Annotated in this window: 22 protein-coding genes and 1 pseudogene; 16 read left to right on the top strand and 7 right to left on the bottom strand. The window is 46.7% G+C overall.

What is annotated here, in order from left to right:
* Positions 1–44: 44 nt before the first annotated feature.
* Both JUB14_RS02285 and JUB14_RS02280 read right to left on the bottom strand, forming a co-directional pair.
* Positions 45–488, bottom strand: a complete 444-nt coding sequence (locus tag JUB14_RS02285) for a GNAT family N-acetyltransferase (RefSeq protein ID WP_207504146.1) — start codon at positions 486–488, stop codon at positions 45–47.
* Positions 485–1,726: a bifunctional 3,4-dihydroxy-2-butanone-4-phosphate synthase/GTP cyclohydrolase II gene (locus tag JUB14_RS02280; RefSeq protein WP_207504145.1), complete on the bottom strand. Its 1,242-nt coding sequence runs from the start codon at positions 1,724–1,726 to the stop codon at positions 485–487. Before JUB14_RS02280 ends, JUB14_RS02285 begins: the two co-directional genes overlap by 4 nt.
* Before the next feature lie 230 nt (positions 1,727–1,956).
* Between JUB14_RS02280 and JUB14_RS02275 the strand changes: the two genes are divergently transcribed.
* From JUB14_RS02275 to JUB14_RS02265, 3 genes are read left to right on the top strand one after another with little or no spacing between them, the layout of a single operon-like run.
* Entirely contained in the window at positions 1,957–3,855 is a 1,899-nt protein-coding gene (locus tag JUB14_RS02275) for a T9SS type B sorting domain-containing protein (protein ID WP_207504144.1), read from the top strand.
* Between the two features lie 55 nt (positions 3,856–3,910).
* Entirely contained in the window at positions 3,911–4,258 is a 348-nt protein-coding gene (locus JUB14_RS02270; protein WP_207504143.1) for a YbaB/EbfC family nucleoid-associated protein, read from the top strand.
* A gap of 11 nt (positions 4,259–4,269) precedes the next feature.
* Positions 4,270–5,304: a glycosyltransferase family 2 protein gene (locus JUB14_RS02265; RefSeq protein WP_207504140.1), complete on the top strand. Its 1,035-nt coding sequence runs from the start codon at positions 4,270–4,272 to the stop codon at positions 5,302–5,304.
* Here the strand turns inward: JUB14_RS02265 and JUB14_RS02260 are convergent.
* Positions 5,285–5,506 (bottom strand): PspC domain-containing protein, encoded by a 222-nt coding sequence (locus JUB14_RS02260; protein WP_207504138.1) that lies wholly within the window; start codon positions 5,504–5,506, stop codon positions 5,285–5,287. The two genes, JUB14_RS02265 and JUB14_RS02260, sit on opposite strands and share 20 nt — an antisense overlap.
* Before the next feature lie 363 nt (positions 5,507–5,869).
* Between JUB14_RS02260 and JUB14_RS02255 the strand changes: the two genes are divergently transcribed.
* The gene (locus tag JUB14_RS02255; protein ID WP_132119342.1) at positions 5,870–6,064 is read left to right on the top strand and encodes a cold-shock protein; all 195 of its coding nucleotides are present in this window, start codon (positions 5,870–5,872) and stop codon (positions 6,062–6,064) included.
* 83 nt (positions 6,065–6,147) lie between these two features.
* Here JUB14_RS02255 and lysS read toward each other — a convergent pair whose 3' ends face one another.
* Entirely contained in the window at positions 6,148–7,863 is a 1,716-nt protein-coding gene (lysS, locus tag JUB14_RS02250) for a lysine--tRNA ligase (RefSeq protein ID WP_207504136.1), read from the bottom strand.
* A gap of 191 nt (positions 7,864–8,054) precedes the next feature.
* Between lysS and JUB14_RS02245 the strand changes: the two genes are divergently transcribed.
* From JUB14_RS02245 to JUB14_RS02230, 4 genes are all read left to right on the top strand, one after another.
* A complete protein-coding gene (locus JUB14_RS02245; RefSeq protein WP_207504134.1) occupies positions 8,055–8,393 on the top strand; it encodes a PadR family transcriptional regulator in 339 nt (112 codons plus the stop codon).
* A 64-nt stretch (positions 8,394–8,457) separates the two neighbouring features.
* Entirely contained in the window at positions 8,458–9,141 is a 684-nt protein-coding gene (locus tag JUB14_RS02240; RefSeq protein WP_207504132.1) for a hypothetical protein, read from the top strand.
* Between the two features lie 55 nt (positions 9,142–9,196).
* Entirely contained in the window at positions 9,197–10,018 is an 822-nt protein-coding gene (gene mutM, locus JUB14_RS02235) for a DNA-formamidopyrimidine glycosylase (protein ID WP_207504130.1), read from the top strand.
* Positions 10,019–10,062: 44 nt separating this feature from the next.
* A complete protein-coding gene (locus tag JUB14_RS02230) occupies positions 10,063–11,187 on the top strand; it encodes a DmpA family aminopeptidase (RefSeq protein WP_207504128.1) in 1,125 nt (374 codons plus the stop codon).
* Positions 11,188–11,335: 148 nt separating this feature from the next.
* Here JUB14_RS02230 and JUB14_RS02225 read toward each other — a convergent pair whose 3' ends face one another.
* Positions 11,336–13,714: a DUF8740 domain-containing protein gene (locus JUB14_RS02225; RefSeq protein WP_207504126.1), complete on the bottom strand. Its 2,379-nt coding sequence runs from the start codon at positions 13,712–13,714 to the stop codon at positions 11,336–11,338.
* A 113-nt stretch (positions 13,715–13,827) separates the two neighbouring features.
* Positions 13,828–14,334, bottom strand: a complete 507-nt coding sequence (locus tag JUB14_RS02220) for a T9SS type A sorting domain-containing protein (RefSeq protein ID WP_207504124.1) — start codon at positions 14,332–14,334, stop codon at positions 13,828–13,830.
* Between the two features lie 761 nt (positions 14,335–15,095).
* Here JUB14_RS02220 and JUB14_RS02215 point away from each other — a divergent pair.
* The 5 genes and pseudogenes from JUB14_RS02215 to JUB14_RS02200 all read left to right on the top strand — a co-directional run bounded on the left by JUB14_RS02215 (position 15,096) and on the right by JUB14_RS02200 (position 18,819).
* Entirely contained in the window at positions 15,096–15,914 is an 819-nt protein-coding gene (locus JUB14_RS02215; protein ID WP_207504122.1) for a glycosyltransferase, read from the top strand.
* Positions 15,907–17,100 (top strand): glycosyltransferase family 4 protein, encoded by a 1,194-nt coding sequence (locus JUB14_RS02210; protein WP_207504120.1) that lies wholly within the window; start codon positions 15,907–15,909, stop codon positions 17,098–17,100. Before JUB14_RS02215 ends, JUB14_RS02210 begins: the two co-directional genes overlap by 8 nt.
* Positions 17,085–17,369: pseudogene (locus JUB14_RS28070) on the top strand (methyltransferase domain-containing protein); the annotation flags it as partial. The gene JUB14_RS02210 and the pseudogene JUB14_RS28070, both read left to right, overlap by 16 nt.
* A 102-nt stretch (positions 17,370–17,471) precedes the next feature.
* Positions 17,472–17,963 (top strand): hypothetical protein, encoded by a 492-nt coding sequence (locus tag JUB14_RS27635; RefSeq protein WP_229367483.1) that lies wholly within the window; start codon positions 17,472–17,474, stop codon positions 17,961–17,963.
* A 16-nt stretch (positions 17,964–17,979) separates the two neighbouring features.
* A complete protein-coding gene (locus JUB14_RS02200; protein ID WP_207504115.1) occupies positions 17,980–18,819 on the top strand; it encodes a sterol desaturase family protein in 840 nt (279 codons plus the stop codon).
* A gap of 6 nt (positions 18,820–18,825) precedes the next feature.
* On the opposite strand, the gene JUB14_RS02195 is transcribed toward JUB14_RS02200, so the two are convergent.
* Entirely contained in the window at positions 18,826–20,151 is a 1,326-nt protein-coding gene (locus JUB14_RS02195; protein WP_207504114.1) for an Nramp family divalent metal transporter, read from the bottom strand.
* Between the two features lie 504 nt (positions 20,152–20,655).
* Between JUB14_RS02195 and JUB14_RS02190 the strand changes: the two genes are divergently transcribed.
* The 3 genes from JUB14_RS02190 to JUB14_RS02180 all read left to right on the top strand — a co-directional run bounded on the left by JUB14_RS02190 (position 20,656) and on the right by JUB14_RS02180 (position 23,245).
* Positions 20,656–21,297: a redoxin domain-containing protein gene (locus JUB14_RS02190; protein WP_207504112.1), complete on the top strand. Its 642-nt coding sequence runs from the start codon at positions 20,656–20,658 to the stop codon at positions 21,295–21,297.
* 154 nt (positions 21,298–21,451) lie between these two features.
* Positions 21,452–22,132: an RNA polymerase sigma-70 factor gene (locus tag JUB14_RS02185; RefSeq protein WP_207504110.1), complete on the top strand. Its 681-nt coding sequence runs from the start codon at positions 21,452–21,454 to the stop codon at positions 22,130–22,132.
* Between the two features lie 105 nt (positions 22,133–22,237).
* Positions 22,238–23,245, top strand: a complete 1,008-nt coding sequence (locus JUB14_RS02180) for a FecR family protein (RefSeq protein ID WP_207504108.1) — start codon at positions 22,238–22,240, stop codon at positions 23,243–23,245.
* Positions 23,246–23,264 lie beyond the last annotated feature (19 nt).

Here is a 23,264-nt window from a genome sequence, read left to right as displayed (position 1 = left end):
GGCTACTCCAACAGGCTCAAAATAAATGACCAGGATAGTATAAATCAGGACTTTAAAACAAAGTGAAGGCTCGTGACCTGAAACCGCTTGTTGAGGTACAGGCGGTGCGCATCGGTACGGGCTTCGCTCACTCCGGAATCCAGATGTACCTCGTCATATCCCTCGCGCTGTGCGTAGTCCAGTATCCAGTCCAGCAGGGTTCCAGCGTAGCCTTTGCCCCGGTACTCAGGCAGCGTCGACAGATCATCAATATATATGTACTTTCCTCTGAACAGGTTATAGCCTGTTTCGAACACGGCCACCGCTGCTGCCTCCGGAGAGCCAGCCTCCTTCCCTTCTTCTACAAATATCATCTGCCGGTTATCAGCCAGGGTACTACGAATAGCCTCATCATAGGCTTCATCAGAAAGTTTGGGGCGAAGCGCCTGCACCGCCCGACGGCATTTGAGCAGGTCTTCGTCGGTGGTAGCCACTAGTACGGGAATCATTCTTTGAGTATAGTCAGGTTTTTCAGTACATGTCCCATTTTATCACGCTTTGTCCGCAGGTAGCGCTCATTGTGGGGGTTTGAGGCGATCTCGATGGAGATAGAATCTACGATTTCCAGTCCGTAACCCATCAGACCAACGCGTTTCTTGGGGTTGTTAGAGATCAGTTTGATCTTAGTGATACCCAGGTCACGCAGGATTTGAGCACCTACTCCGTAGTCACGCTCATCCATCTGAAAACCCAGCTCCAGGTTAGCCTCAACAGTATCCCGGCCCATTTCCTGTAGCTTGTACGCTTTAAGTTTATTGATCAGACCAATGCCCCGGCCCTCCTGATTCATATACAGTACTACACCTTTGCCGGCCTTATCTACCATTTCCATGGCGGCGTGTAGCTGCCCGCCGCAGTCGCACCGACACGAGCCAAATATGTCGCCCGTAACGCAGGATGAATGTACCCGCACCAGTACAGGTTCGTCTTTCTCCCAGGTACCCTTGACAAGGGCCAGGTGCAGATCGTCTGTATTGAGCTGACGGTAAGCGATCAGATCAAAGTGTCCCCAGTCGGTAGGCATATCAACACCAATCTCACGCTTGATGAGCGTTTCTTTCTGCAGGCGGTACTCGATCAGGTCCTTGATACTAACCAGCTTCATTCCCAGCCGGTCTGCTAACTGCCGTAGCTCGGGCAGGCGGGCCATAGAGCCATCCTCATTCAGCACCTCTACCAGCGCCCCCGACGGAGCCAGTCCGGCCAGACGGGCAAAGTCCACGGCAGCTTCGGTATGTCCTGTACGGCGAAGTACTCCGCCCTGCTTGGCTTTGAGTGGGAATATATGTCCGGGACGTCCCAGATCTTCAGGTCGGGTGTTAGGGTTGACCAGAGCTTGTATAGTTTTGGAGCGGTCGCTGGCCGATATACCCGTGGTACATCCGTTACCGAGCAGGTCTACGGATACGGTAAAGGCCGTTTCATGCGTGGCGGTGTTCTTACCAACCATCATTTCCAGCTCAAGCTCATTACAGCGTTCCTCAGTAAGCGCCACACAGATGAGCCCTCGCCCTTCGCGTGCCATAAAATTTATAATTTCGGGCGTTACCATCTCGGCAGCGCAGATCATATCTCCTTCGTTTTCACGATCTTCATCGTCAACAACAATGATGATCTTTCCCGCTTGCACATCTCTGATAGCATCCTCTATGGAATCAAGGGGAATTTTGGTATTATTGTTGCTCATTAGTCAGGTTGATGGAAAATAGTTAAGCAAAAAATCACGTTTAAGCGGTAAAGGTACAGGGTTAGCTCCGAAACTCTTAATTTTGATTAGTTAATAAACAAAGCTTTGGGGCAATACGTTTCTTGCCCGCTCTTTCTGTCAGGAAATCAACCGTTTTTCTCTGGATTGTGAGGCAAATTCTACAAAAAACACACGTATTGGGGCGGTATTTATTGTTCGGTCTCTTTTTATTGACCGGACTCCTTATATCGCTAGAGGGGCAGGCGCAACTATGTGAGCTCGGAGGAGGAGGCTTTATAGTAACACCCACGGAGGGCTGTGCACCGCTTACCGTAGTTGTTGAAGATACAGTTAAAGGTTCTAATCCTTCACTTCTGCAATGGGCCTATAACTATCAGGGAGGCAACTTGCCTGCTTCAACTAGATCACTTACACATACTTATACGAAGCCTGGAACCTATACCATTTTACAAGCTGGAAGTAGTACAATCAACGCAGGATTTACAGCTTGTAAACAGGTAAAGGTACTTGACACGACTCCCCTTACTATACAGGCTACAGCCTGCGCGGATGGCAAAGTCAAATTAACTGTAGTTGATGACAGTATAGCCAGACAGTATGATCAGATTGAGGTAGACTGGCGCGACGGCTCCGGCGTCCAGTATATCAATAAAGGGCAACCTCTGGAAACCGAACATACCTACACGGGTACAGGTCCGCGTCAGATCAGGGCTCGCGGTGTTTATTTTGGGGGTGGCTGTAACGGCGGAAGAAGCAGCGACATCACAGTCAACCTTGTTGACACAAAACTCAATCAATCCGCAATAAGCCAGGTAGAGAGTCGTATCGGCGGTAATGTGGCGGTGACCTATACGGGAGTAAAAGGAGCTGAGTCAGAAGTCATGGTCAAGTCCGGCGGCGGGGCCTACGAAGGTACAGGCTTCAAAAGCAGTTCAGACGGGAGCCAGCAGATGGTAGTACCTTCCCTTGATCCTAATCAGGTGTACTCTTTTCAAATCAAAACAACAGATATCTGCGGGAATAGCAAAGAGTCTAATCAAGCCTGGACTACCAGCCTGACTGCTACTCCCCAAAACCAACGTAATATACTGAACTGGTCAAAGTATCCGGTTACTGCCGGCTTTACAGAGTATCAGGTACTACGTAATGGAAGTGTTATAAAAACTTATAATAAAGTTGATAGCCTCTCCTTCGCCGATACTAATGTACAATGCGGCGAAACTTACCGATACCAGGTCATCACCCGGACTGCCCAGGTAGTGTCTATATCAGCACCGATAGAGGTAACAGCTGTATCTAACGAGAGTCCTGCTCCTATTACCCAGGCCTTTGTGAGTGTCGAACAGAATGGGAGTGTTTCTATTCTGGTACTCCCACCGGCTACAGGGGCTACCACTTCCTACAAAGTGATCATTGAACGGGCTGAAAGCGGCAGTGGTGCCTTTCAGGAACTGGTAGCTCTGACCAATAGCAACCGTTACACCGACGCCACAGCCAAGACTTCCGAACGCTCCTACTGCTATCGTATCACGTATGAGAATGCATGCGGCAACCGCTCTACCCCTACCGAACCAATTTGTACGGTATGGCTGCAGCATACTGGTACCCTAATACGCTGGACTGGCGATAAGCCCTTTACAGACCAGGTTGGAAACTACTTTGTTGTCAAAATCAGCGACTCGGGGCCAGCACAGGGAATTGACGTAGGTACAAATACCAGCTATAACCCTCAGCTTGACAGCCCGGACGAGCAGGAGTATAACTACCAGGTACGGGTACACTCACGCAACGGAAGTTTCATCAGCTACTCCAACCAGGTATTCTTTCGGCAGGAAGCAGCTCTGTTTCTGCCCGATGCCTTCTCTCCCAACGGAGATGGAAAGAATGATGTGTTCCAGGCGAAAGGTATCTTCTTTGACTCTTTCCAGATGCTGATCTACAACCGCTGGGGCGAAGTAGTATATAGCTCCACTGACTCCTCCCAGGGCTGGGATGGATTGATTAATGGTGAACGTGCTCCCGAAGGAAATTATATTTACCGGGTTGAGATCAAAGACAGCACTTCCAAACCCTTCGTAAAGTCCGGAAGCTTTCTGCTTCTGCGCTAAATGCCTTATCTTTGTGCTTTGATACTAGCATTATTAAAATTTAAACTGAAGTACGATGTTCGGAAATATGGGTGATATGATGGGCTTGATGGGCAAGATGAAAGACCTGCAGGCTCGGATGAAAGAAGCTCAGGAGCAACTCGGTACTATTACCGAATCGGCCGAGTCAGGCGCTGGTGTGGTACGCGTGACCGTGAACGGCCATAAAAAAGTAGTATCCCTGGAAATTGATAACGATCTCATCAAGCCGGATGATAAAGAGATGCTTCAGGATCTGGTAGTGGCAGCCGTTAATAAAGCACTGGACAATATAGAACCTAAAGTGAAAGAGCATTTGCAGAAAGCTACCGAAGGGGTCCTGCCCAATATACCGGGTCTGGATCTGGGAGGCTTTATGAAATAAGTGCCGTCTGAATGTCACAGGTTGCTATTGTTATCCTGAATTACAACGGGAAACATTACTTAGAACAATTTTTACCCACCGTGCTTACCCACTCCTCCGGACACGAGGTGTGGGTAGCTGACAATGCCTCCACCGATGGCTCTATGGAATGGCTGCGCGCGCACCATCCGGAGGTACACTTACTTCAAATTACAGATAATAAAGGGTACGCCGGAGGCTATAACCATGCATTGAAGGCTATAGATGCTTCTTACTACGTCCTGCTCAACTCAGATGTAGAAGTTACTCCGGGCTGGATAGAGCCCGTGATTGCCTACATGAAATCGGACCCGCAGATCGCGGCCTGTCAGCCCAAGATACGGGCCTATGACCTACGCACCCACTTTGAATACGCGGGTGCCGCCGGTGGTTATATGGACTACCTTGGCTACCCCTTCTGCCGGGGACGCATCTTTGATACTCGCGAAGAGGATCACGGCCAGTACAACGATACTTCGGATATCTTCTGGGCTACCGGAGCCTGCTTATTTATGCGGGCTGATACCTTCCACCAGGCGGGAGGTTTTGATGAGCGGTTCTTTGCTCATATGGAAGAAATAGATCTTTGCTGGCGACTGCTGAACATGGGCTACCGCATTACGTACTGCGGCTATTCTAAGGTATTTCACGTCGGAGGCGGTACGCTGCACAAGTCAAACCCGCGCAAGACCTTCCTCAACTACCGCAATAACCTGATCATGCTCTACAAGAACCTGCCCATAGGCCGGCGCTGGAAAACCATATTCATGCGGCTGGTACTGGACGGGATTTCGAGCGTACGATTTATGGCTACCGGTGCCTGGCCGGACGTGTGGGCTATAGTGCGGGCGCACTTTGCCTTCTACGGCATGGTGCATGACTTATCCAAAGGGTTAAAAAGAACTACCTACAGGGCGCCTCTGTACTACCGTAGCGTAGTATGGGAGTACTTTATGAATAAGAGGTATACCTTTCCTGAACTTCCTCAGCTGTACAAGAAGGGCTTCCCTATAGCTCCCAAATCGTAGGGCTGTTGTGTCGGCGCCAGTGCTTGCGCAGTTCCAGCCAGAAGGCTAGCACCAGGTAAATGATAATAGGAGACCCAAAGGCAAGGAAGGTGGCATAGATGAAGTATAATCTTATGCTGCTGGCCGAAATGCTAAGCTTCTCACCAAGTCGAGCGCACACACCAAAAATCTGGTCTTCTACGTAATAGCGAATCCGGTTCATACCCTTGTTGCTCTGATTAGAGTTCCAAATTAATAAGTTAAATTGACGGTAGCAAATTACCTCCTAACGCTTTTCGTGGTAAATACTTATTAATTACACGGACTATAACTTCCGTTAAATCAAATTGTTTTGGCAAAATAGTTGGAATCCAAACAATTTTTGTTTCTTTGCGCTTGAAGAATCTGTAAAATGTTTACTTCTTTGGCTGACAAAAAAGTATCAAACAACCTTATTGATTTATATTGGTAGCATTCGCCAATCTATCTCAATACCCGGGTAATTGTGTTTGCTTCTACCCTTGGAGCTGGCTTTTACAATTCTTAACCTTTTTATTATTTTTTAATTTTTTCATTTTTTATTATCATGCAGACAGGTACTGTAAAATTTTTCAACGAAGCCAAAGGGTATGGCTTCATCGTTGAAGACGACACAAACAGGGACATCTTCGTTCACGTGACTGGCCTGGGAGGTCTCACCATCCGTGAAAACGACCGCGTTGAATTCGAGGTTGTAGAAGGTAAAAAAGGACTTAATGCCGTTCAAGTAAGAAAGATATAACTATTTCTTTTTTCTGGCAGTGAAAACAAAAAAACCGCGGCTTTGCTGCGGTTTTTTTGTTGGTAATCTTACTCAATGAGTTCTTAACTGATCCAGCCTTCTACTTCTTCTTTCTTAGGCATAGGGGCCTCTATCTTTAGCTTCTTGCGTAATCCTCCCAGATCATTAAATACCTTATTAGGATTAGCACCTTTGAGCTGCTCAATGGTCATCAGACCCATTTTTTGCAGGGCAGGAATCCATACCTTGGGTACTCCGGCTGCTTCGTAGTCAGCATCCGTAGCCATCTCAGGCTTCTTCTCGGCGCGCATCTGCGGGAAGAAGAGTACTTCCTGAATGCTGGAATTGTTGGTCAGGAGCATGGTCAGGCGGTCGATACCGATACCGATACCGGCGGTAGGAGGCATACCATACTCAAGTGCCCGCAGGAAGTCATCGTCCATTTCCATGGCCTCATCATCACCACGCTCTTTCAGGCGTAGCTGATCCTCAAAGCGCTCGCGCTGATCAATAGGATCATTCAGCTCCGAGTAGGCATTGGCAATCTCCCTTCCGTTAACAAACAGCTCAAATCGCTCAACCCGGCCCGCCTTGCTGCGGTGCTTCTTGGTCAGCGGGGACATCTCTACGGGGTGGTCAATGATAAAAGTAGGCTGGATGATGTGCTCCTCTACCTTCTCTCCGAATATCTCATCTATGAGCTTGCCTTTGCCCATGGTGTCATCTATCTCCATACCCCATGCCCGGCACTGCGCCTGCAGCGACGCCAGGTCCTGCGCTTCCACGTTGACACCGGTGAATTTTTCGATGGCTTCGGTAATGCTCAGACGTGGGTACGGACCAGCAAAATCCAGCTCTTTATCACCGAAAGTCGCTTTGGTAGTACCATTGACGGCAAGAGCTACCTGCTCCAGTACCTGCTCGGTCATGGCCATCATCCAGTGGTAATCTTTATAAGCAACATAAAGCTCTACCGTTGTAAACTCTGGGTTGTGAGTACGGTCCATCCCTTCGTTCCGGAACAGCTTACCAAACTCGTACACGCCATCAAATCCACCTACAATCAGACGCTTGAGGTGAAGTTCTGTAGCGATACGCAGGTACAGGTCCTCATCCAGGGCATTGTGGTGGGTCTTGAAAGGACGCGCCGCCGCTCCCCCGTGGATAGACTGCAGTACAGGAGTCTCTACCTCCAGCCAACCTTTGGAGTCAAAGTAGTGGCGCATAGTAGTAATGATACGCGCCCGCTTTACGAATATATCCCGCACCTCAGGGTTTACGATCAGGTCTACGTAGCGCTGGCGGTAGCGCAGCTCAGGGTCGGTGAAGCCATCGTATACGTTTCCTTCGTCGTCGCGCTTCACTACGGGTAGTGGGCGCAGCGACTTGGTCAGGATCTTAAACTCCTGTACGTGGATGGATACCTCGCCGGTCTGGGTGGTAAATACAAAACCTTTCGCTCCGATGATATCACCGATGTCGAGCAGTTTTTTGAATACCGTATTATAGAGAGTCTTGTCTTCGTCAGGGCAGAGATCGTCGCGGCGGAAGTACAGCTGAATACGACCTGTGTTGTCCTGAAGCTCAGCGAACGAGGCGCTACCCATAATCCGAAAACCCATGAGACGTCCGGCAATAGTTACACTTTTATAGTCTAACTTATTATTGTCATAGTTTTTATGAATATCGGCAGCCGTGACGTTGACTTCAAATTCCTCGGCGGGGTAGGGATCTATCCCCAGCTTCATTAGTTCCTCGCGTTTTTGGCGACGAAGTAGCTCCTGTTCGCTAAGTAGCATTGTAATTCTTAGATAGTTATGAAAAGTGTTAACTCTTTGATAGGCAATTTGGTGCGCAAAATTAGTGAAAAATTACTGGATCAGCCATGTTATGTAACAGAGAAGGTCATAGCGAAAAATTTACCTCAACTATTGATGCATAACAAACTTAGGTATATATTTACCTTCGTAGTATACCCAAAAGAAGCACCATGAACAACTCCCAACTCTACAAAGGTAGCCTAAGTACCGTACTGCTAAAGCTCTTAAAAGAGAATGGCCGCATGTACGGCTACGAACTGACGCAGAAAGTAAAGGAGCTCACCACCAATGAGGTAGTCCTTAACGAGGGTGCGCTGTACCCGGCTCTGCACAAGCTGGAAGCGGATGGGTTATTGACGGCCGAAGTAGTACCCGTCGGAAACCGTATGAGGAAGTACTACGCCATTACGCCCAAAGGACAAACGGAGACCGAAAGCCGGATTGCCGAGCTGGAAGAATTTGTGAAGCACATGCAACTCCTATTGGGGGCGAAGCTATCGCTGGGCTAATAAGCTGATCATCTAAAATTAGTAGTAGTTATATAGAAGATCCTACGTATAAACAGGTACTACCATGCATACTCCCACTCCCCTAACCGACGCGCAGATTGACACGCTGTTCAACTTTGTAAAGAAGAAAAATGTCGACTACTACGACCTGCAGCTTGAGCTGGTAGACCACCTGGCCAGTGAGGTGGAGCAGCAGATGGCCACCGAGCCGACCGTTTCGTTTGAGGCGGCCCTACAGAAAGTATACGCCCGGTTCGGGATTTTTGGGTTTACCGTAGTAATGGAACAAAAGAAAGAAGCTCTGGCTCGCCGTGATCGAAGGGTGTGGTGGAAGCACCTGAAAGAGTTGTTCCGGTTGCCGCTCCTGATCAGCTCAGGCCTGGGAGCCCTGCTCCTGTGCGTGGCTTTTGACTATCTTGATGCCTCCACCTTTCTGACCCTTAACGGCTCTTTAGCCGGAGCGGCGGGTGTGGCGGCCACGGTTTATTTTTACAAAAGCCAACCCCAGAAAGGATACAAGCTCTCTATGATCCAGTACTACCGTCTGCTCCAGGCGGTGCTCTTTTTCAATTCCTACCAAAGCTTTTTTATCAGCTATAAACTGCTGCTACCTACGCTCCCGGGAGGCTGGCTCCTGCTCATTCCGCTACTTTGCTGGCTGAGCTGGTTATTTATGGTGGCTGGTATGCTGGCTTATCAGGCTCTCCTGCGCGAGCAGCAGCGACTCTACCCACTGGCCTTTGCCTGACAAACCATTTGAGCCAACAGGGGGTTACACAAGCGAAAAGTTAACTATTGCCTCTATGCCCGAACTACCCGAAGTAGAAGGATACCGCCGCTACCTGGAAGCGACCTCGTTCCATCAGCCCATTGAGGATATGGATGTAGAGGATACCCGACTTCTTACGACTGATCCGCTGGTACTGCTCGAAGCCTTGCGCGGAGGGTCCTTTACCGGTACCCGCCGGGTGGGCAAGAACCTATTTGTACTGACCGACCGGCCGGGGGTAATCCTGCACATGCACTTTGGCATGACTGGCGACCTGGAGTACTACCACCAGTCGCTGGAGCGCCCGCGCCACGCCCGTATTGTAATCTACTTCAAGGGTGGGTATAACCTGGGCTTTATCTGTCCGCGCAAGTTTGAGCGCATGGGGCTGGTCAATGATATTGAGACCTACCTGCGAGAGAAGAAAATAGGGAAAGACGCTCTTGAAATGACCGTAGAGGATCTGGCCATTGTGTTAGCCGCTCGCAAAACAGCCATCAAGTCTGCTCTGCTCGACCAGCAGGTAGCGGCGGGTGTGGGCAACTGGATTGCGGACGAGCTACTGTTTCAGGCCAGTATTCATCCCGAAAAACCAGCGAATCAACTATCCGAACAGGAGGTAGAAGCCCTGCACGCCGCCATTCAGGATGTACTGCGTACCGCTATTGAGAAGGAGGCTCGCTACGCTGATTTTCCACCTTCGTATATTATCCATGCCCGGGCGTGGGACACCTCCCCTTACGAGGATGCCGGGCAGCACCGGCAGTGTCCCCGCTGCCATACGCCTGTATCACAGAGTAAGGTGGGAGGGCGAACCACCTACTTTTGTGAACAGTGCCAGCCACAATCTTCCTGAAAAATATGTAGTTTGAAAGGTGAATTTCTAAATCAAAGCCTTTCATGAAATTAGTACTACTCACTCTTGCTTTCGGTCTATTGTCCACCCAATCCACTTTCAGTCAGAAACGCCCCCGTGAGCTGGGCATCAAGATCGGGGTACTTCCTGTGGGTACACATAATGCCATTACGGATGTAGCAGGAGTGAAAGTCGGGCAGGTAACGCTGATTCAGGGCGCGGATGTACGCACCGGCGTCACAGCCATTCTACCGCACGAGAGTAACCTGTTCCAGCAGAAGGTACCTACCGCCATCTACATCGGGAATGGCTTCGGTAAACTCGCTGGCTACACACAGGTCGAAGAACTAGGTACTCTCGAAACGCCCCTAGTACTTACCAATACTCTAAGTGTACCTACCGCCACCGATGCCCTCATCGACTGGACGCTTAATGGGGCTGGCAATCAGCAGGTACGGTCGGTGAATCCGGTAGTGGGGGAAACAAACGATGGCTACCTCAACGATATACGCGGACGCCAAATCCGGAAAGAGCATGTATTGGAAGCGCTACAAAAAGCCCAGAGTGGCGCCGTGGCCGAAGGCAACGTCGGCGCTGGTACCGGTACGGTTTGCTTCGGCTGGAAAGGAGGCATAGGTACCTCTTCCCGCAAGCTCCCCGAAAAACTCGGTGGCTATACCGTAGGAGTACTGGTACAGACCAACTTTGGCGGAGTATTGCAGATTGATGGAGTACCCGTGGGGGAAGAGTTGGGTAAATATTCGTTTAAAGAATCATTGGATAAGTCGTCAGATGGCTCCTGCATGATGGTGGTAGCTACCGATGCCCCTCTTGACGCCCGCAACCTCAAGCGACTGGCTAAGCGGGTATTCATGGGTCTGGCCCGTACGGGTGGTATTGCTTCCAACGGTAGCGGCGACTACGTCATTGCCTTCTCCACAGCCTACCGTATTCCCCACGAAGCTAACCAGCCTACTGCCCCTATCACGCTCCTGCACAATGACTACGTGTCGCCCCTGTTCCTGGCGGCCATTGAGGCTACCGAAGAAGCCATCATTAACTCGCTCTTCATGGCCGAAACGACCACCGGTACGCAGGGACATAAAGTGGAGGCGCTTCCCAAGCAGAAGGTACTGGAGCTGATGAAGCAGTACGGGCGGGTGAAGTAGTCAGATTCGTTACTTATTTAAATGGGTACAATAGCAGAATTAAACTTATCCATTACCCAAATGCAAAAACTTACCCGCTGGAGTAAGGCTATCCTATTCCCAGCGGGTAAATCAAATAAACCTGTAACTAAGGGCAGAGCGTAGTACGCTATCTACCAGTTGCTGCTTTTCTTTTCTCCATAGCAGCCAATAGATCCTGTGCTTTTACCAGCGCTCTCATATAATGATCCTGTACTTTCTTAGCCATTTCGGGAGTGGGATTATCAAAGAACTCACTCATCAAAGGATACTGACTCAGATCAAAGCCCTGTGTGCCCGCATACTCCTTGGCTCCCTGCATAGCATCCTTCAAGGTTGCGTACTGACCACGATTTACATTTTTCCCTACCGTTTCCTGTAGTGAGGCTGCTTTGGTATAATCAACCGATGCCAGCATTGATTTCTGATCTACTGCATAGAACAACGGCTTATACTCCGGAACAGCTTTCTGGAGGGCTGTCTGCATTGCATTAAGTAAACTCTGCATCTGTTCGATCATACCGGACATATCGTTCGAGTTGATACCTACCGCCGTGTTGATATAGTTGAATACTTTTCTTGAATCAGATTCAGCCCAGGCAATCCCGATTATACGTCCGTAATCTCTGGCTTTCATGTCGGCTGGTGCAATAGCAGTGGCCATTCCGTCACCATTACCCGATGGAAGGATGTAGTCACCTTTACACACCCGGCCAACCACCTTTACAGGTACCTGCCCCATAAATGCTACTTTGGTATATTCATTCTCTTTGCCGGCTTCGGGCATACCTCCAATTACAGCGGGCTTATGAGACACTACCATAAATTTCTCGGCTTCAACAAAACTCTTAGAAATTTCTCCCCCCTGAATACCAACAACATCTCCATAGGTAAGTGCTTCTTTGACATTAGCCTTATGCAACCATTCAGCATAATCAGCACCACCGGATTCATAACCTACACCAGCCGCATCTGTAACTTCATTATAAGCTATATAGCCTCCCAGCTGCAACCCTCCCACAATAACATCTACTGAGCTCCAGAATACATCATCACAGTCACCCGCAATACCAATACCAACGGCGCATGCTACTGCATTGGTGGTTAATCTGATGATATTATCAATTAAGCTTAAGGTTAACTGGTAGGCGCCAAAAGCATAATTAGTACCAAAATAGTCGGCGGCGCCTCCGGGTATGTTAGCTGGTACATCCTGATCACGGTCCTGCGAAGCATCATCACTACCTTCACCAATGATTCCATTCACAGCACTACGGAGCTGAGTACCTATACCGCCAAACCCTTCGATACGACCCGTTGGCGTTCCTCCCCCATTCATGAAGGTAATGTAGTTATTGCCCCGGTCGGGCTTCGAGCTGGATAACTTTACAACGATACCTTGCTCGTTACCTGTTACCCGTAGCGGATAGTCATCATAACTATCCTGAGCGTTTGCTAAATTCGCTGTGATCGTGACTTGGCCATTTACCCCTAAAGTATTGTTAAGTACGGAAGTCCCATCGACAGTTAAGGTACTTTTTAAAGTGGTGGCCCCATCAGCATTCAGTGTACTGTTTAAATCAGTAGCTCCGTCGACAGACAAAGTATTTTTAAGAGTAGTAGCACCATCGGCATTAAGAGTACTATTCAGGTCAGTAGCCCCATCGACAGACAGCGTGTTTCTTAGGGTAGTAGCTCCGTCGGTGTTAAGAGTACTGTTTAGGTCTGTCCCTAGGTCAACTTCTAAAGTATTTTTCAGATGGGTAGCTCCGTCTACATCCAGAGTACTTTTGAGGGTAGTAGCCTTATCTACCGTTAAGATGCCGGTCAGATAGGTCGGACTCAACTTATTTACTGTAAATGGTCCATTATTGATTGTTGATCCACCTACCGTATTGAGGTACGTATTCATCTTTACGGTCAGATCATTACCTACTTCTACGTCTTTACCTACTTTCAGACTATTGGCAATGTTAATATCACCATCTTTGGTAATTCTGAGGCGCTCAGTATTATTTGTGATCATTACCAGATCTACATAGTCTGTTGTTCCAAACCGATCTTTATTCGCATCGGTCCTGGAGTTACCAAACAGACTCCATACTTGCCCCGGAACCCCTTCGCCCGGACCAGCAGCGGTACGGGCCGCACTGGAGCCATTACCGGCGAGTGATGAGGCCGTTCCGGCATGAAAGGCATAGGGGACTGCTAATAGTTTGCTATTGCTAATGGCCGTAAAACTTTGTTGCCCATCTTCCTTTATAGCTACTTCCAGCCAAATATCTTCACTGCTCCAGGGGATTTGGTCAAAAGCTACTTTGTTGATAGCCACACCTTCCCCAATGTTCAGGGTGAATAGGCCAAACTGATTTGTTGTAACAGAATGTGTTTCGCTGTAATGAACAGTTGATACGTTATTCTTTCGGCTCGATAAATTTATTTTTAAAGAAATGGGCTTACTGGCTAGCACACCACCCGTTAGATTACGAGCCACTGCCTGGTATTTCATGCCCCTCGGCACTGTCTGCGCATTTACTAACGGACTTAACAATAAGCACCAGATAACAAGTACATATATCTTTTTCATATAAATAGAAATTAAGAGTGTGGAGTTACGACTTATTATTGCTTGACGATTTTGAACACCCGGACAGGTTGGCCTTCGGCAGTAATGACCTGAAGCATATACATACCGGCAGGGGCCTGTTTAAGGTCTAGTTGCAGGGTTTCGGTAGGAGCGCTGGCGGCCTTATTCAGTAACGATGTACCAGTCACGTCAATCAGGCTTAGCTTTAGTGGAGCAGACACACTTTCTCCTGACTCAATCTTTACAGTCAGTATTGAGCTGACCGGATTAGGATATACCTCAACACGATGAAGGGATACGGCCTCATCAGGTAACGCCTCAACCAGGAGCATGGGTTGATGAAAACCTTGTGTATAGAAGCGTTCCGGCAGCCCAACCGTCTCTACGGCCGACTCCCCTAAGGTCCACTCAAGTGACAGGTTTTCATTCTTATCAATACTTCCGCCAACTGCAATTACTTCCGGGCTTAAGCTTTGACTTATCGCTAAGCCAGGTACACTTAAGCTAAGTAAGAGTGGGATAACAATCCTCTTTCTACGCATAAATAAAGGGTTAAAATGATAACAGACTTAATAGGGAGCTAACAAAAAGTACAGCATAGGCCATTACGATAGCGTGTAATGACCAACCTGTCGCGTAGGGCGTGGCGTTACGTAAAGCGACGTATGTGACTGCTGCACAATGTCGTTTTAATGAAATTGAATCAAGAAATCCACAGGATTTGTGGCAATACGTAAGATGCGGGTACTTTTGAGAAGTTCAGTGGGTAGGCAAAAGCAGAAGTCCAGGCCTGGTTATCTGACAGTCAGCACTAAATTATATTTTAATCCCTTATTATACTAATTTACCTCAGTATATTTAAAAAAGTAAAGCAAGAACCCGGGAGAAGCTTCCTTTGGGCTTCTTTTACAGTACTATACTGATATGATTCGTAGAGAGAGCATCTACTAATGGAGGCAAAAAAGCATTTATTTATAGCTGAATAATATACCACTCAAATTAAAGTACAACTCTTTTATCAGCTTATACAAACTATCATACTACCTGCCACACCCCATATGAACTTACCAGCAGAATAGACGCCACGCTGATCCAGAAAAATACATCATACAGCCGCGAAGGCACTAGAGCCTCATAAGGCAACTGCTACACACCCACCTTAATTCTGCTTGCGCTTTGCATTCAGAACTTGTTTGATTGTCAGGCTAATAGGAATCAGTAAGGTGTACCACTGAGCTTGCTTTTGCTTCTGGGTTTGAAGGCTTGTAAGTAAATACCCCAAAGCTCTATTCAAAACGAAAACATGATCAAAAAAGAAAGGCCAATATGTATTTACTTTGTAGATAATATGACTAAGCCCCCCTTTATTTCGATTATAGTTACAGTTTTGAATGGAGAAAAAACGCTTCATCACTTTTTACAAAGTGTTGCTACGCAATCCTATCTCCATTATGAACTGATCATTATTGAAGGAGGAAGTACTGACAAGACTCTTGACCTATTGGCTCAAAACGCTAATGTAGTTACCCAGCTAAAACAAATAAAAGGAGTCAAGATCTATGCCGCACTCAACGAAGGCATTAAAATGGCAACGGGGGACTGGCTGTATTTCATAGGCTGTGATGACTCTTTGTATACTCCTTACGTATTAGAACAGATAGCTCCGCTGTTGAATCATCAAAAGTATGATTACATATCAGGAGCTGTTATCAATCAACCTTCCGGTAAGAAGTTTTGGCCTCGCCCCCATACTCAGTGGCTTTTTCATAGTTTACATCATCAGGCTACTTTTTATCATCGGACAGTCTTCGATCGCTTCACCTATGATGAAAAGTACATAATAGCCTCTGATTACGAACTTACCTTAAATCTATTCCTAAAAAGGTACCGTCTCAAAACTGTTCCTACTATTATTGCCAATTTCAATGAAACTGGTTTTTCGGGGAAAAATCCTGATTTAGCCTGGGCTGAATGCGAGGCTATAAGGATCAAGCTCTATGGCATGTTTATTGGTACCCTACTTAATAAGTTGGTCAGGACAGCACTTTGGATAATGTATACGTTCCGGCAAATGGGCCATACAACAGGGGCTTCCTTTACTACTCCCTTAATGCATGAATAAAGTTGGTCTGATAGGTAATGGGAATAAGTCGTGGATAGCTGGTGTGCAGTACAGCCAAAGCCTTATTATGGGCAATAACCTCCTGGATGCTGACCAAAAGATGGAGTTTCATTTATTCTTACATCAGGACTTCCATCAGCAATCAGATTATAAAGAAGTTCAGGGGTATCTGAAGACGATTAAGTACTTCGACTTTTACTACGGAAAGTCCTGGCCGCTTGCCTATAAATCATATCAATTTTTAAAAAAACTCCAAAAGCTCCAGTTCCACTGGCCTCAGGATCGTTTACAAAAATGGTTCGTTGAGCAAAGCATTGATAGTATCTTTCCTGCCAATGAATTATTAGTCAAAAACTCTCCCGTACGGCAAATCTGTTGGGTTGCCGATTTCCAACAGGTCCACTTTCCTGAGTATTTCAGTGCCTATGATATACGCTATCGCTATCGTCAGCTTAAGAAAATAGCCGCCTTAGCTGACGTACTTGTCGTGAGCAATGAACATAGCCGGAGGGATGCAATCAGGTTAGTTCCCGAAGTAGCCTCTAAAATAAGAGTCCTGCCATTTACCATGTGGCTCGGCAAAGACTGGAATAAGGTGGATGTGCAACCCTATCTGGCTAAGTACAACCTGCCTCCCAAGTTTCTGATCCTTCCGAGTCAATGGTGGAAACACAAAAACCATCTTGTGGTCTTCCAGGCCCTGGAGCTGCTACTCAAAATGGGAGTTAAAGATATATCTCTGGTGTGTACCGGGCTCCCCTCAGACCCGCGCTTTCCCTCTTATGCACAGACTCTACGGAACTATATAACTCAAGCGAACCTTCAGCCATACATTTACGAACTTGGACTTATACCACGGCAAGATCAGGTACAATTGATGCGGGCGGCGATGGCGGTGGTGCAGCCTTCATTCTTTGAAGGCTGGAGCGCCCTTGTGGAAGATTGTCGCTCATTGGATAAAACCATTTTTCTATCAGATATCCCGATGCATCATGAGCATCAAAACAGAAACATGATCTTTTTTGATCCTCATTCTGCCAAAGACCTGGCCAATAAAATTATCCAGAACTGGTCAGTCTTAAACTCCAAAGTCGCTAGTCCTAATGAGGAAGGTTTATACGAGAACTATACTAATAACTTAAAAAAATTCACCTCAGATTTTGTAAGGATATGTCAAAATTATTGACTCCGTTTTCTGAAAAGCTACTTCTGTTTCGTATGGAAGGTTTTTTGGACAATCCCATTAAAAGAAGCTTAGTAAAAGATTGGTTTGTTGTTCGATTCGCAAGGTTACCCTACCCTGACGAGCCACAACTAATCAATTCTACACTACGGAGTCCACTTCCTTTTGCTGATAATAGCTTTACATCTATTTATGCTTACCATGTCTGCGAACATTTAACTATTGAGGAAAATATATTTTTCCTGAAAGAGTTGCACCGGGTTTTGAAGCCCGGAGGTATTTGCCGCCTTTCAACACCTGACTTAGTGTTGAAGGCAAAAGAGTATTTGCGGAACCTTGAAGCTTATACAGCCGACAACTCTATTAAGAACTATATGGCGTATTATTGGGGGAGTCTTACCTTAGTTGACCAACTAGCCCGGACCAAATCAGGAGGGCGAATGGCCGAAGCGTACAACAGTGGATACAGAGACAACTCTCAGCTAAAATATCTGTTTGGAGATACGATGGACTACATATTTGACCCCAAAGTAGAGATTTATAAGGACAATGGATGGAAGCGTACCTACTTCAACGGCCAGCGCGCTAGCTTTGGATTCTGGATTAAAAAAATCCTAGGGGCTGCCCTTCGTAAGCTATTGGTACGACTAACCAAAACGCCTCTTTACTGGTGGCAGGAGCGCGAAGCTTGGGTGTACGATAATGTTTCACTGAGTCAGCTCATGTCTGAAGCCAGTTTTGAAGCCATTCAAATCAAAGACTATAATACCTCTGATATTACTGACTGGAGCAAGTACAACTTTGATCAGTCTACACACGGAGATTATGCTTTTGAACCCTCTCTTTTCTTAGAAGGAAGAAAATAAAACTCGACGATCCTGTATGCTTGTACCTCCATTCCACATACTACGATATGCATTACCTCTCTATGTTCTTTTTATTTTCGTCGAAAACTATTTCTTATTTAAAGAGCATAAAAAAGAGTTATTTTCAAAAGACACCAGAAATAACCTGGCTATTTTCGCTTTAAGTATAGGCGTAAGCGGCTTTACAAAAATTCTGGTATTGGGGGTTTATTTTTTCGTTTACGAGCATCGTATATACACCTTCCAGTATGATGTCTGGGTATGGCTTATAGCGCTTATTCTGTACGACTTCTGCAAATACTGTATGCACCGTTTCTCTCATACCATTCGCTGGTTTTGGGCAGCTCATGTAGTACATCACTCTTCCGAAGAATTTCGCCTTTCCACTAATTTCAGAACGTCCATATTCGTTACCCTGACCGGCTCTTTTCTATTTGATGCCTGGTTACCTATTTTAGGTTTCCATCCATTGATTATCATTTCGTTGGGCTCTCTTTCAAGCATTTATAGCTTCTTCTGCCATACCGAACTAGTAGGTAAACTAGGAAAAGTGGTTGAGTACATCTTCGTTACACCTTCTCATCACAGAGCCCATCATGGCTCACAGCCTATCTATATAGACAAAAATTACGGTTCTATATTTATTATTTGGGATAGAATGTTCGGCACATTTGAGGAGGAATCGGAGCCTCCTGTGTATGGCTTAACAACGCCTATTGCTTCACAAAATCTGGTTGTTATCTTATTACACGAATGGAAGGCTATTCTGAAAGATGTGGCCAAATCCCGTTCGATTAATGACCTGATTAACGCCTTCTGGAAAGTAGAAATTACTCCCCCCACCCATAAGCAATAGTATTTACTACCTCATCACTTGCCATACGCCATAGCCACTTACGACCAAAATAGAGGCCACGCTGATCCAGAAAAATACATCATACAGCCGCGAAGGCACTAGAGCCTTTGGTAACTCGCGGTAACGGTACACCCACGCCACCCACACAATCAGGATCAGGAGGACTGAGGTAGCAATACCACCCAGGATGACCATCATGACGGGTGACTGGAAGAACAGGAAGAAAACGCACCACGCAAAGGGGAAGATCCAGGAAAAGATAGCGATGGAACGGCGACGTTCTTCAACGGTTTCAAAGCGAAGCCAGCCCAGTTGCCCGAAGGCATCACCATATACCCGCGCCCAACTGGCTGTAGCCGTAAATAGCGTGGAGTATAGAGCCGTAAAAGCACCTACCAAAAACAGCGTTTCGGCCCAGGGGCCTAGCGTTTCAGTAAATATTCGTGACAATACGCCAATCATCCGGTAGCCTTCGGGTACTTCACCGCTGCGGTGCAACACGGCTGCGCCTAACAGGTAAAATGCCGCTGTCACAACGGTATATACCACCATCGACAGGATAGCATCCAGGTACATAACCCGGATCCAGCCTTTGGCGCGCTCGGCCCAGGCGGCACTCCCGTCGTTGGGGCCGGTGTAGGCGGCGTAGCCTTTCTCGATGCACCAGTAGTTGTAGTACATGATCTCGTCGCCGCCTACCCCCGTAATCCCAAATGCACCAAAGGCCACCGCTACGGCTTCGGGCGGTAAATTAAAACTGATTCCTTCCTGAATATCCTCCCACCGTATCGCAAAGGCGGTACCCTGAAGGAGTGCCAGCGAAACCAGCACAACCGTCGAAAACAGCACGATCATCACCAGCGAACCTTTCTCAATGGGCTTATAGTAACCCCGGTACACCAGCAGGGCCGTGATCAGAGCTGAAAGCAGCGCCCATATATTGACGGATACGCCCGGAAAAGCCATGTTCAGTACGATGGCCACGCCGCCCACGATACCACCTACCTGCAACAGCTTCAGCCCCTGCAGCGACAGCCACAGCCACAGGCTCCAGTGGGTACCCCGCCAGCGGGCACCGGGTAACCGGTTAAAATTGTACATCGTAAAGGTACCCGTGTAGATAGCATTCTTGCCGAATTCCAGCTGCAGAGCCACCTTCACCAGACAACTCACAATAATCACCCAGAACGTCACAAATCCCGCCTTGGCACCCAGCGTAGTCGTAGCGATCAGCTCGCCGGAACCCACTATAGCCGCCGACATAATAAAGCCAGGACCCAGATAGCGTAGTTGTCCAGTAATTGTTTTAGGAGGGTCAAGTTGAGGGATCATGGAAGAGAATTTAGGAACAAAAGTGTATCCGCAGGGAATATTACTGTTTTGATAAGTATGGGTCTGAACTTTACCGACTTGGGGCTTTTTCGTTTGGTAATAAATGCCTCAAAATATCAATTAGTAAATTTTTGGAACTGACTCCCAAGAAATCCTAGTACTTTGTCTGGATTTCAGGGCCGGAATATCTTCTGAAATATTAAATTTTCCTTAGCCTTTTTTGCACTAAGAAAAGAAAAGAATTTATTCTTTAAATCTTTAAGTATACTTATTTTATAGACTATATAGATTTATATATATTTGAAAAAGCAGGCAGGAATCAAAGGAAGTACGAAGCTGGTGCTAGAAAGTGTGGGCCGGGGCAGGCATTACCAGAAGTTGAACCCGGAAATTGGAAAGCGATTATTGGTGGCCGACTACCTACTACTAAGCTTGGAAGCGGTGCTTCTACTTTTTATTTGAAAAAGAAATGTTGCAGTCATTTACCTAGTTAAATCTATTCAAATGAAGACAATGAATAATAGGATTGGTGGTGATTATTCCGTTAGCACCACCAACAAAAATCAAAGAAAGGTAAATCCACTCACTCAGACCGACTCTGTCCCGAATATAAGGCTTTCGGTTGAACAGGGGATATGGCAAAACTTCACCTGCGCATTCGACGAGTCCCTGGGTACTCACTTGCATGGGATGGTCAATTCCGGCCCGTTGGTGATTAGTTTTTATAGCCCAGACTGGAAAAGTTACGGACAGAGACACCTGGAAAGCTTGAAAGACGTATTCAGGGACATTCGTGAATCGGGAGGCAATATCCTGGTATTTACTACTGAGAATCTGGACCAGATAAAAAATAGAGTTGGGGAGGAAAATCTGCCCTTTACCATGCTTCACGATGCTAATAATCGAATTGCGCAGCTTTTTGGACTTTACTCTCCCTTTGATGCCGTCTGGGATAAAATTGCAGGAATTGACGAGGACGTACCCTTTCCCGGCACTTTTGTAATTTTAAAAAACAAGCAGATTTACTATGACTTTACCGATCTGGAATTTAGTCGGGTACTGGAAAAAAAACCGCTCATGGTAATTATAAAGCAGGCAGGATGGACAAAAAACAAACTAATCTCTAGGCAAAAAGGGCCTGAATAATAAGATATTCATTAGCCTGTACCTCATCAGGTACCATAAAGGCCAACTTGGTAAAGCAAAAATTATTAGTGAAATATTTAAAAACTACTAAGGGTAATTTTTATAGAAGTTGTCTCTACTTATAGAGAATCTATTTACAAGACAGGCGTAGGTTATGCAAGCAGTTGTACCCGTAGAAACTTCCGAGACTACTCCTTCCACGAACGGGCAGTTGCTGGTCCAAGACACACAGAATGAGCACGGTGAAGTAGAAAAAAGACTTTGGAATAATTCAGAGATCTTCATTCGAAAGGCATTTGAGGAATGCCCACAAAAAGGGTGTGAACTGCTTTTCAGGCGCTACCACAAAGCGCTGTGCAGCCATGCTGTCCGTTATGTTTACTCTAAGGAAATAGCCGAAGATCTGGTTAGTGAAGTTTTCTTTAAATTCTGGAAAACCAAAGCCTTCGAGGCAGTTACGACCTCCTACCGGTTTTATCTCTTCCGGTGTGTCAGAAATGAGGCTTTCAATTACCTGAGGCTTGAATTTCAGAAGCTGGAAGGAATAGAGATGGCTGAAAGCCAGGAGTCATCCCGGAGCCAGCGACCTGATCACATTACACAATTTGAAGAGGTACTTGCCCGCGTAGAAGCCAGTGTTGAATCTCTGCCGGCCCAATGTCGTAAGGTTTTTCTGCTGAGTCGTTTTGAAGGTTACAAGTACAAAGAAATAGCGGACGAACTGGGTATATCGGTCAAGACTGTGGAAGTGCATATGCATAAAGCACTTACTACGATAAGACTGGGGCTAAAAGACCATTGGATGGTATCGGTACTTCTCCTGCTTCTGGCCTAACTGCTAAAAACTACTTCCATTACTGTAAGCCACACATTCCACTATCATAAGACTAAGGGACTTGTCTACAAATTGTGTCTTATGTTTAAATAGCTAGAATAATCAATGAAAACGAATATAACAAAAGAACTCATTTTTGATCATTTCGCTCGTAAAGCGTCTCCCCTTCAGCGGGAGATGATCGAAGATTGGTTACGAACAGAAGCCAACGAAGAACAGTACTACGAATGGCTGGAAGAATGGGAAAACAAGTACCCTCAGTACATAGCTCCCACTGATCAGATCCTTGAGCAGTTCTCCACTTATTTAGCTTCCCATCCACATCCTATTGAAAGTACTGAGGAAGATGCTCCTGTTGATGAGCCTACAGTAGCACGTCCGCTCTGGTCGCGATGGCTAGTGGCCGCTACAACCCTGATCCTGCTCGGTATGGGAGGATGGATGTTCAAAGACAATATACTCTATACAACCTACCGGACAGCCTATGGTGAGATAAAAACAATTACCCTCTCTGACGGCAGCCTCGTCAAGTTAAATACAAACTCCTCTCTTCGGGTACCACGCTTCGGGTTTGGTCAGCACAACCGTGAAGTATACCTGGTAGGTGAAGCGAACTTTTCGATAACTCACACAGCAGAACACCAGAAGTTCGTAGTCAAAACGCCCAAAGATTTTGAGGTAGTAGTACTGGGCACAGAGTTCACGATGTACGCCCGCCAGCACAATTCAAAGGTAGTACTGAAGAAAGGGAAAGTACAGGTCCGCTATCAGGAGGCGAACAAACAAAAGGAGGTCATGATGAAGCCCGGCGACCTGGTAACCATAGACCGAAAGAACCGGGTTGAACTTAAAACTACCCAGCAGGCGCAAACCAGCTCGGAATGGGAGGAAAAGCGCTTTGTTTTTGAGGAAACTACGCTTGAAGAAGTAGCCTATCTGTTACAGGAAAACTATGGCCTGGAAGTAGAGATAAAAGGACAGGCTCTGTCAGAAAGAGTCATTATGGGGTCATTCAAGGCCAATAATATTGATGAGCTTTTACAATCCATTTCTGAACTTCTTGATATAGATGTAGTCAGACAAGGTAATCACGTTCAACTAGCTGATAAGTAAATAGCAAAGAACAACTACC

The organism is Telluribacter humicola, assembly GCF_017355935.1.
GTDB classification, from domain to species: Bacteria; Bacteroidota; Bacteroidia; order Cytophagales; family Spirosomataceae; genus Telluribacter; species Telluribacter humicola.
The sequence above is the reverse complement of the archived record's forward strand: the minus strand, read 5'-3'. Positions and strand labels throughout refer to the sequence as shown.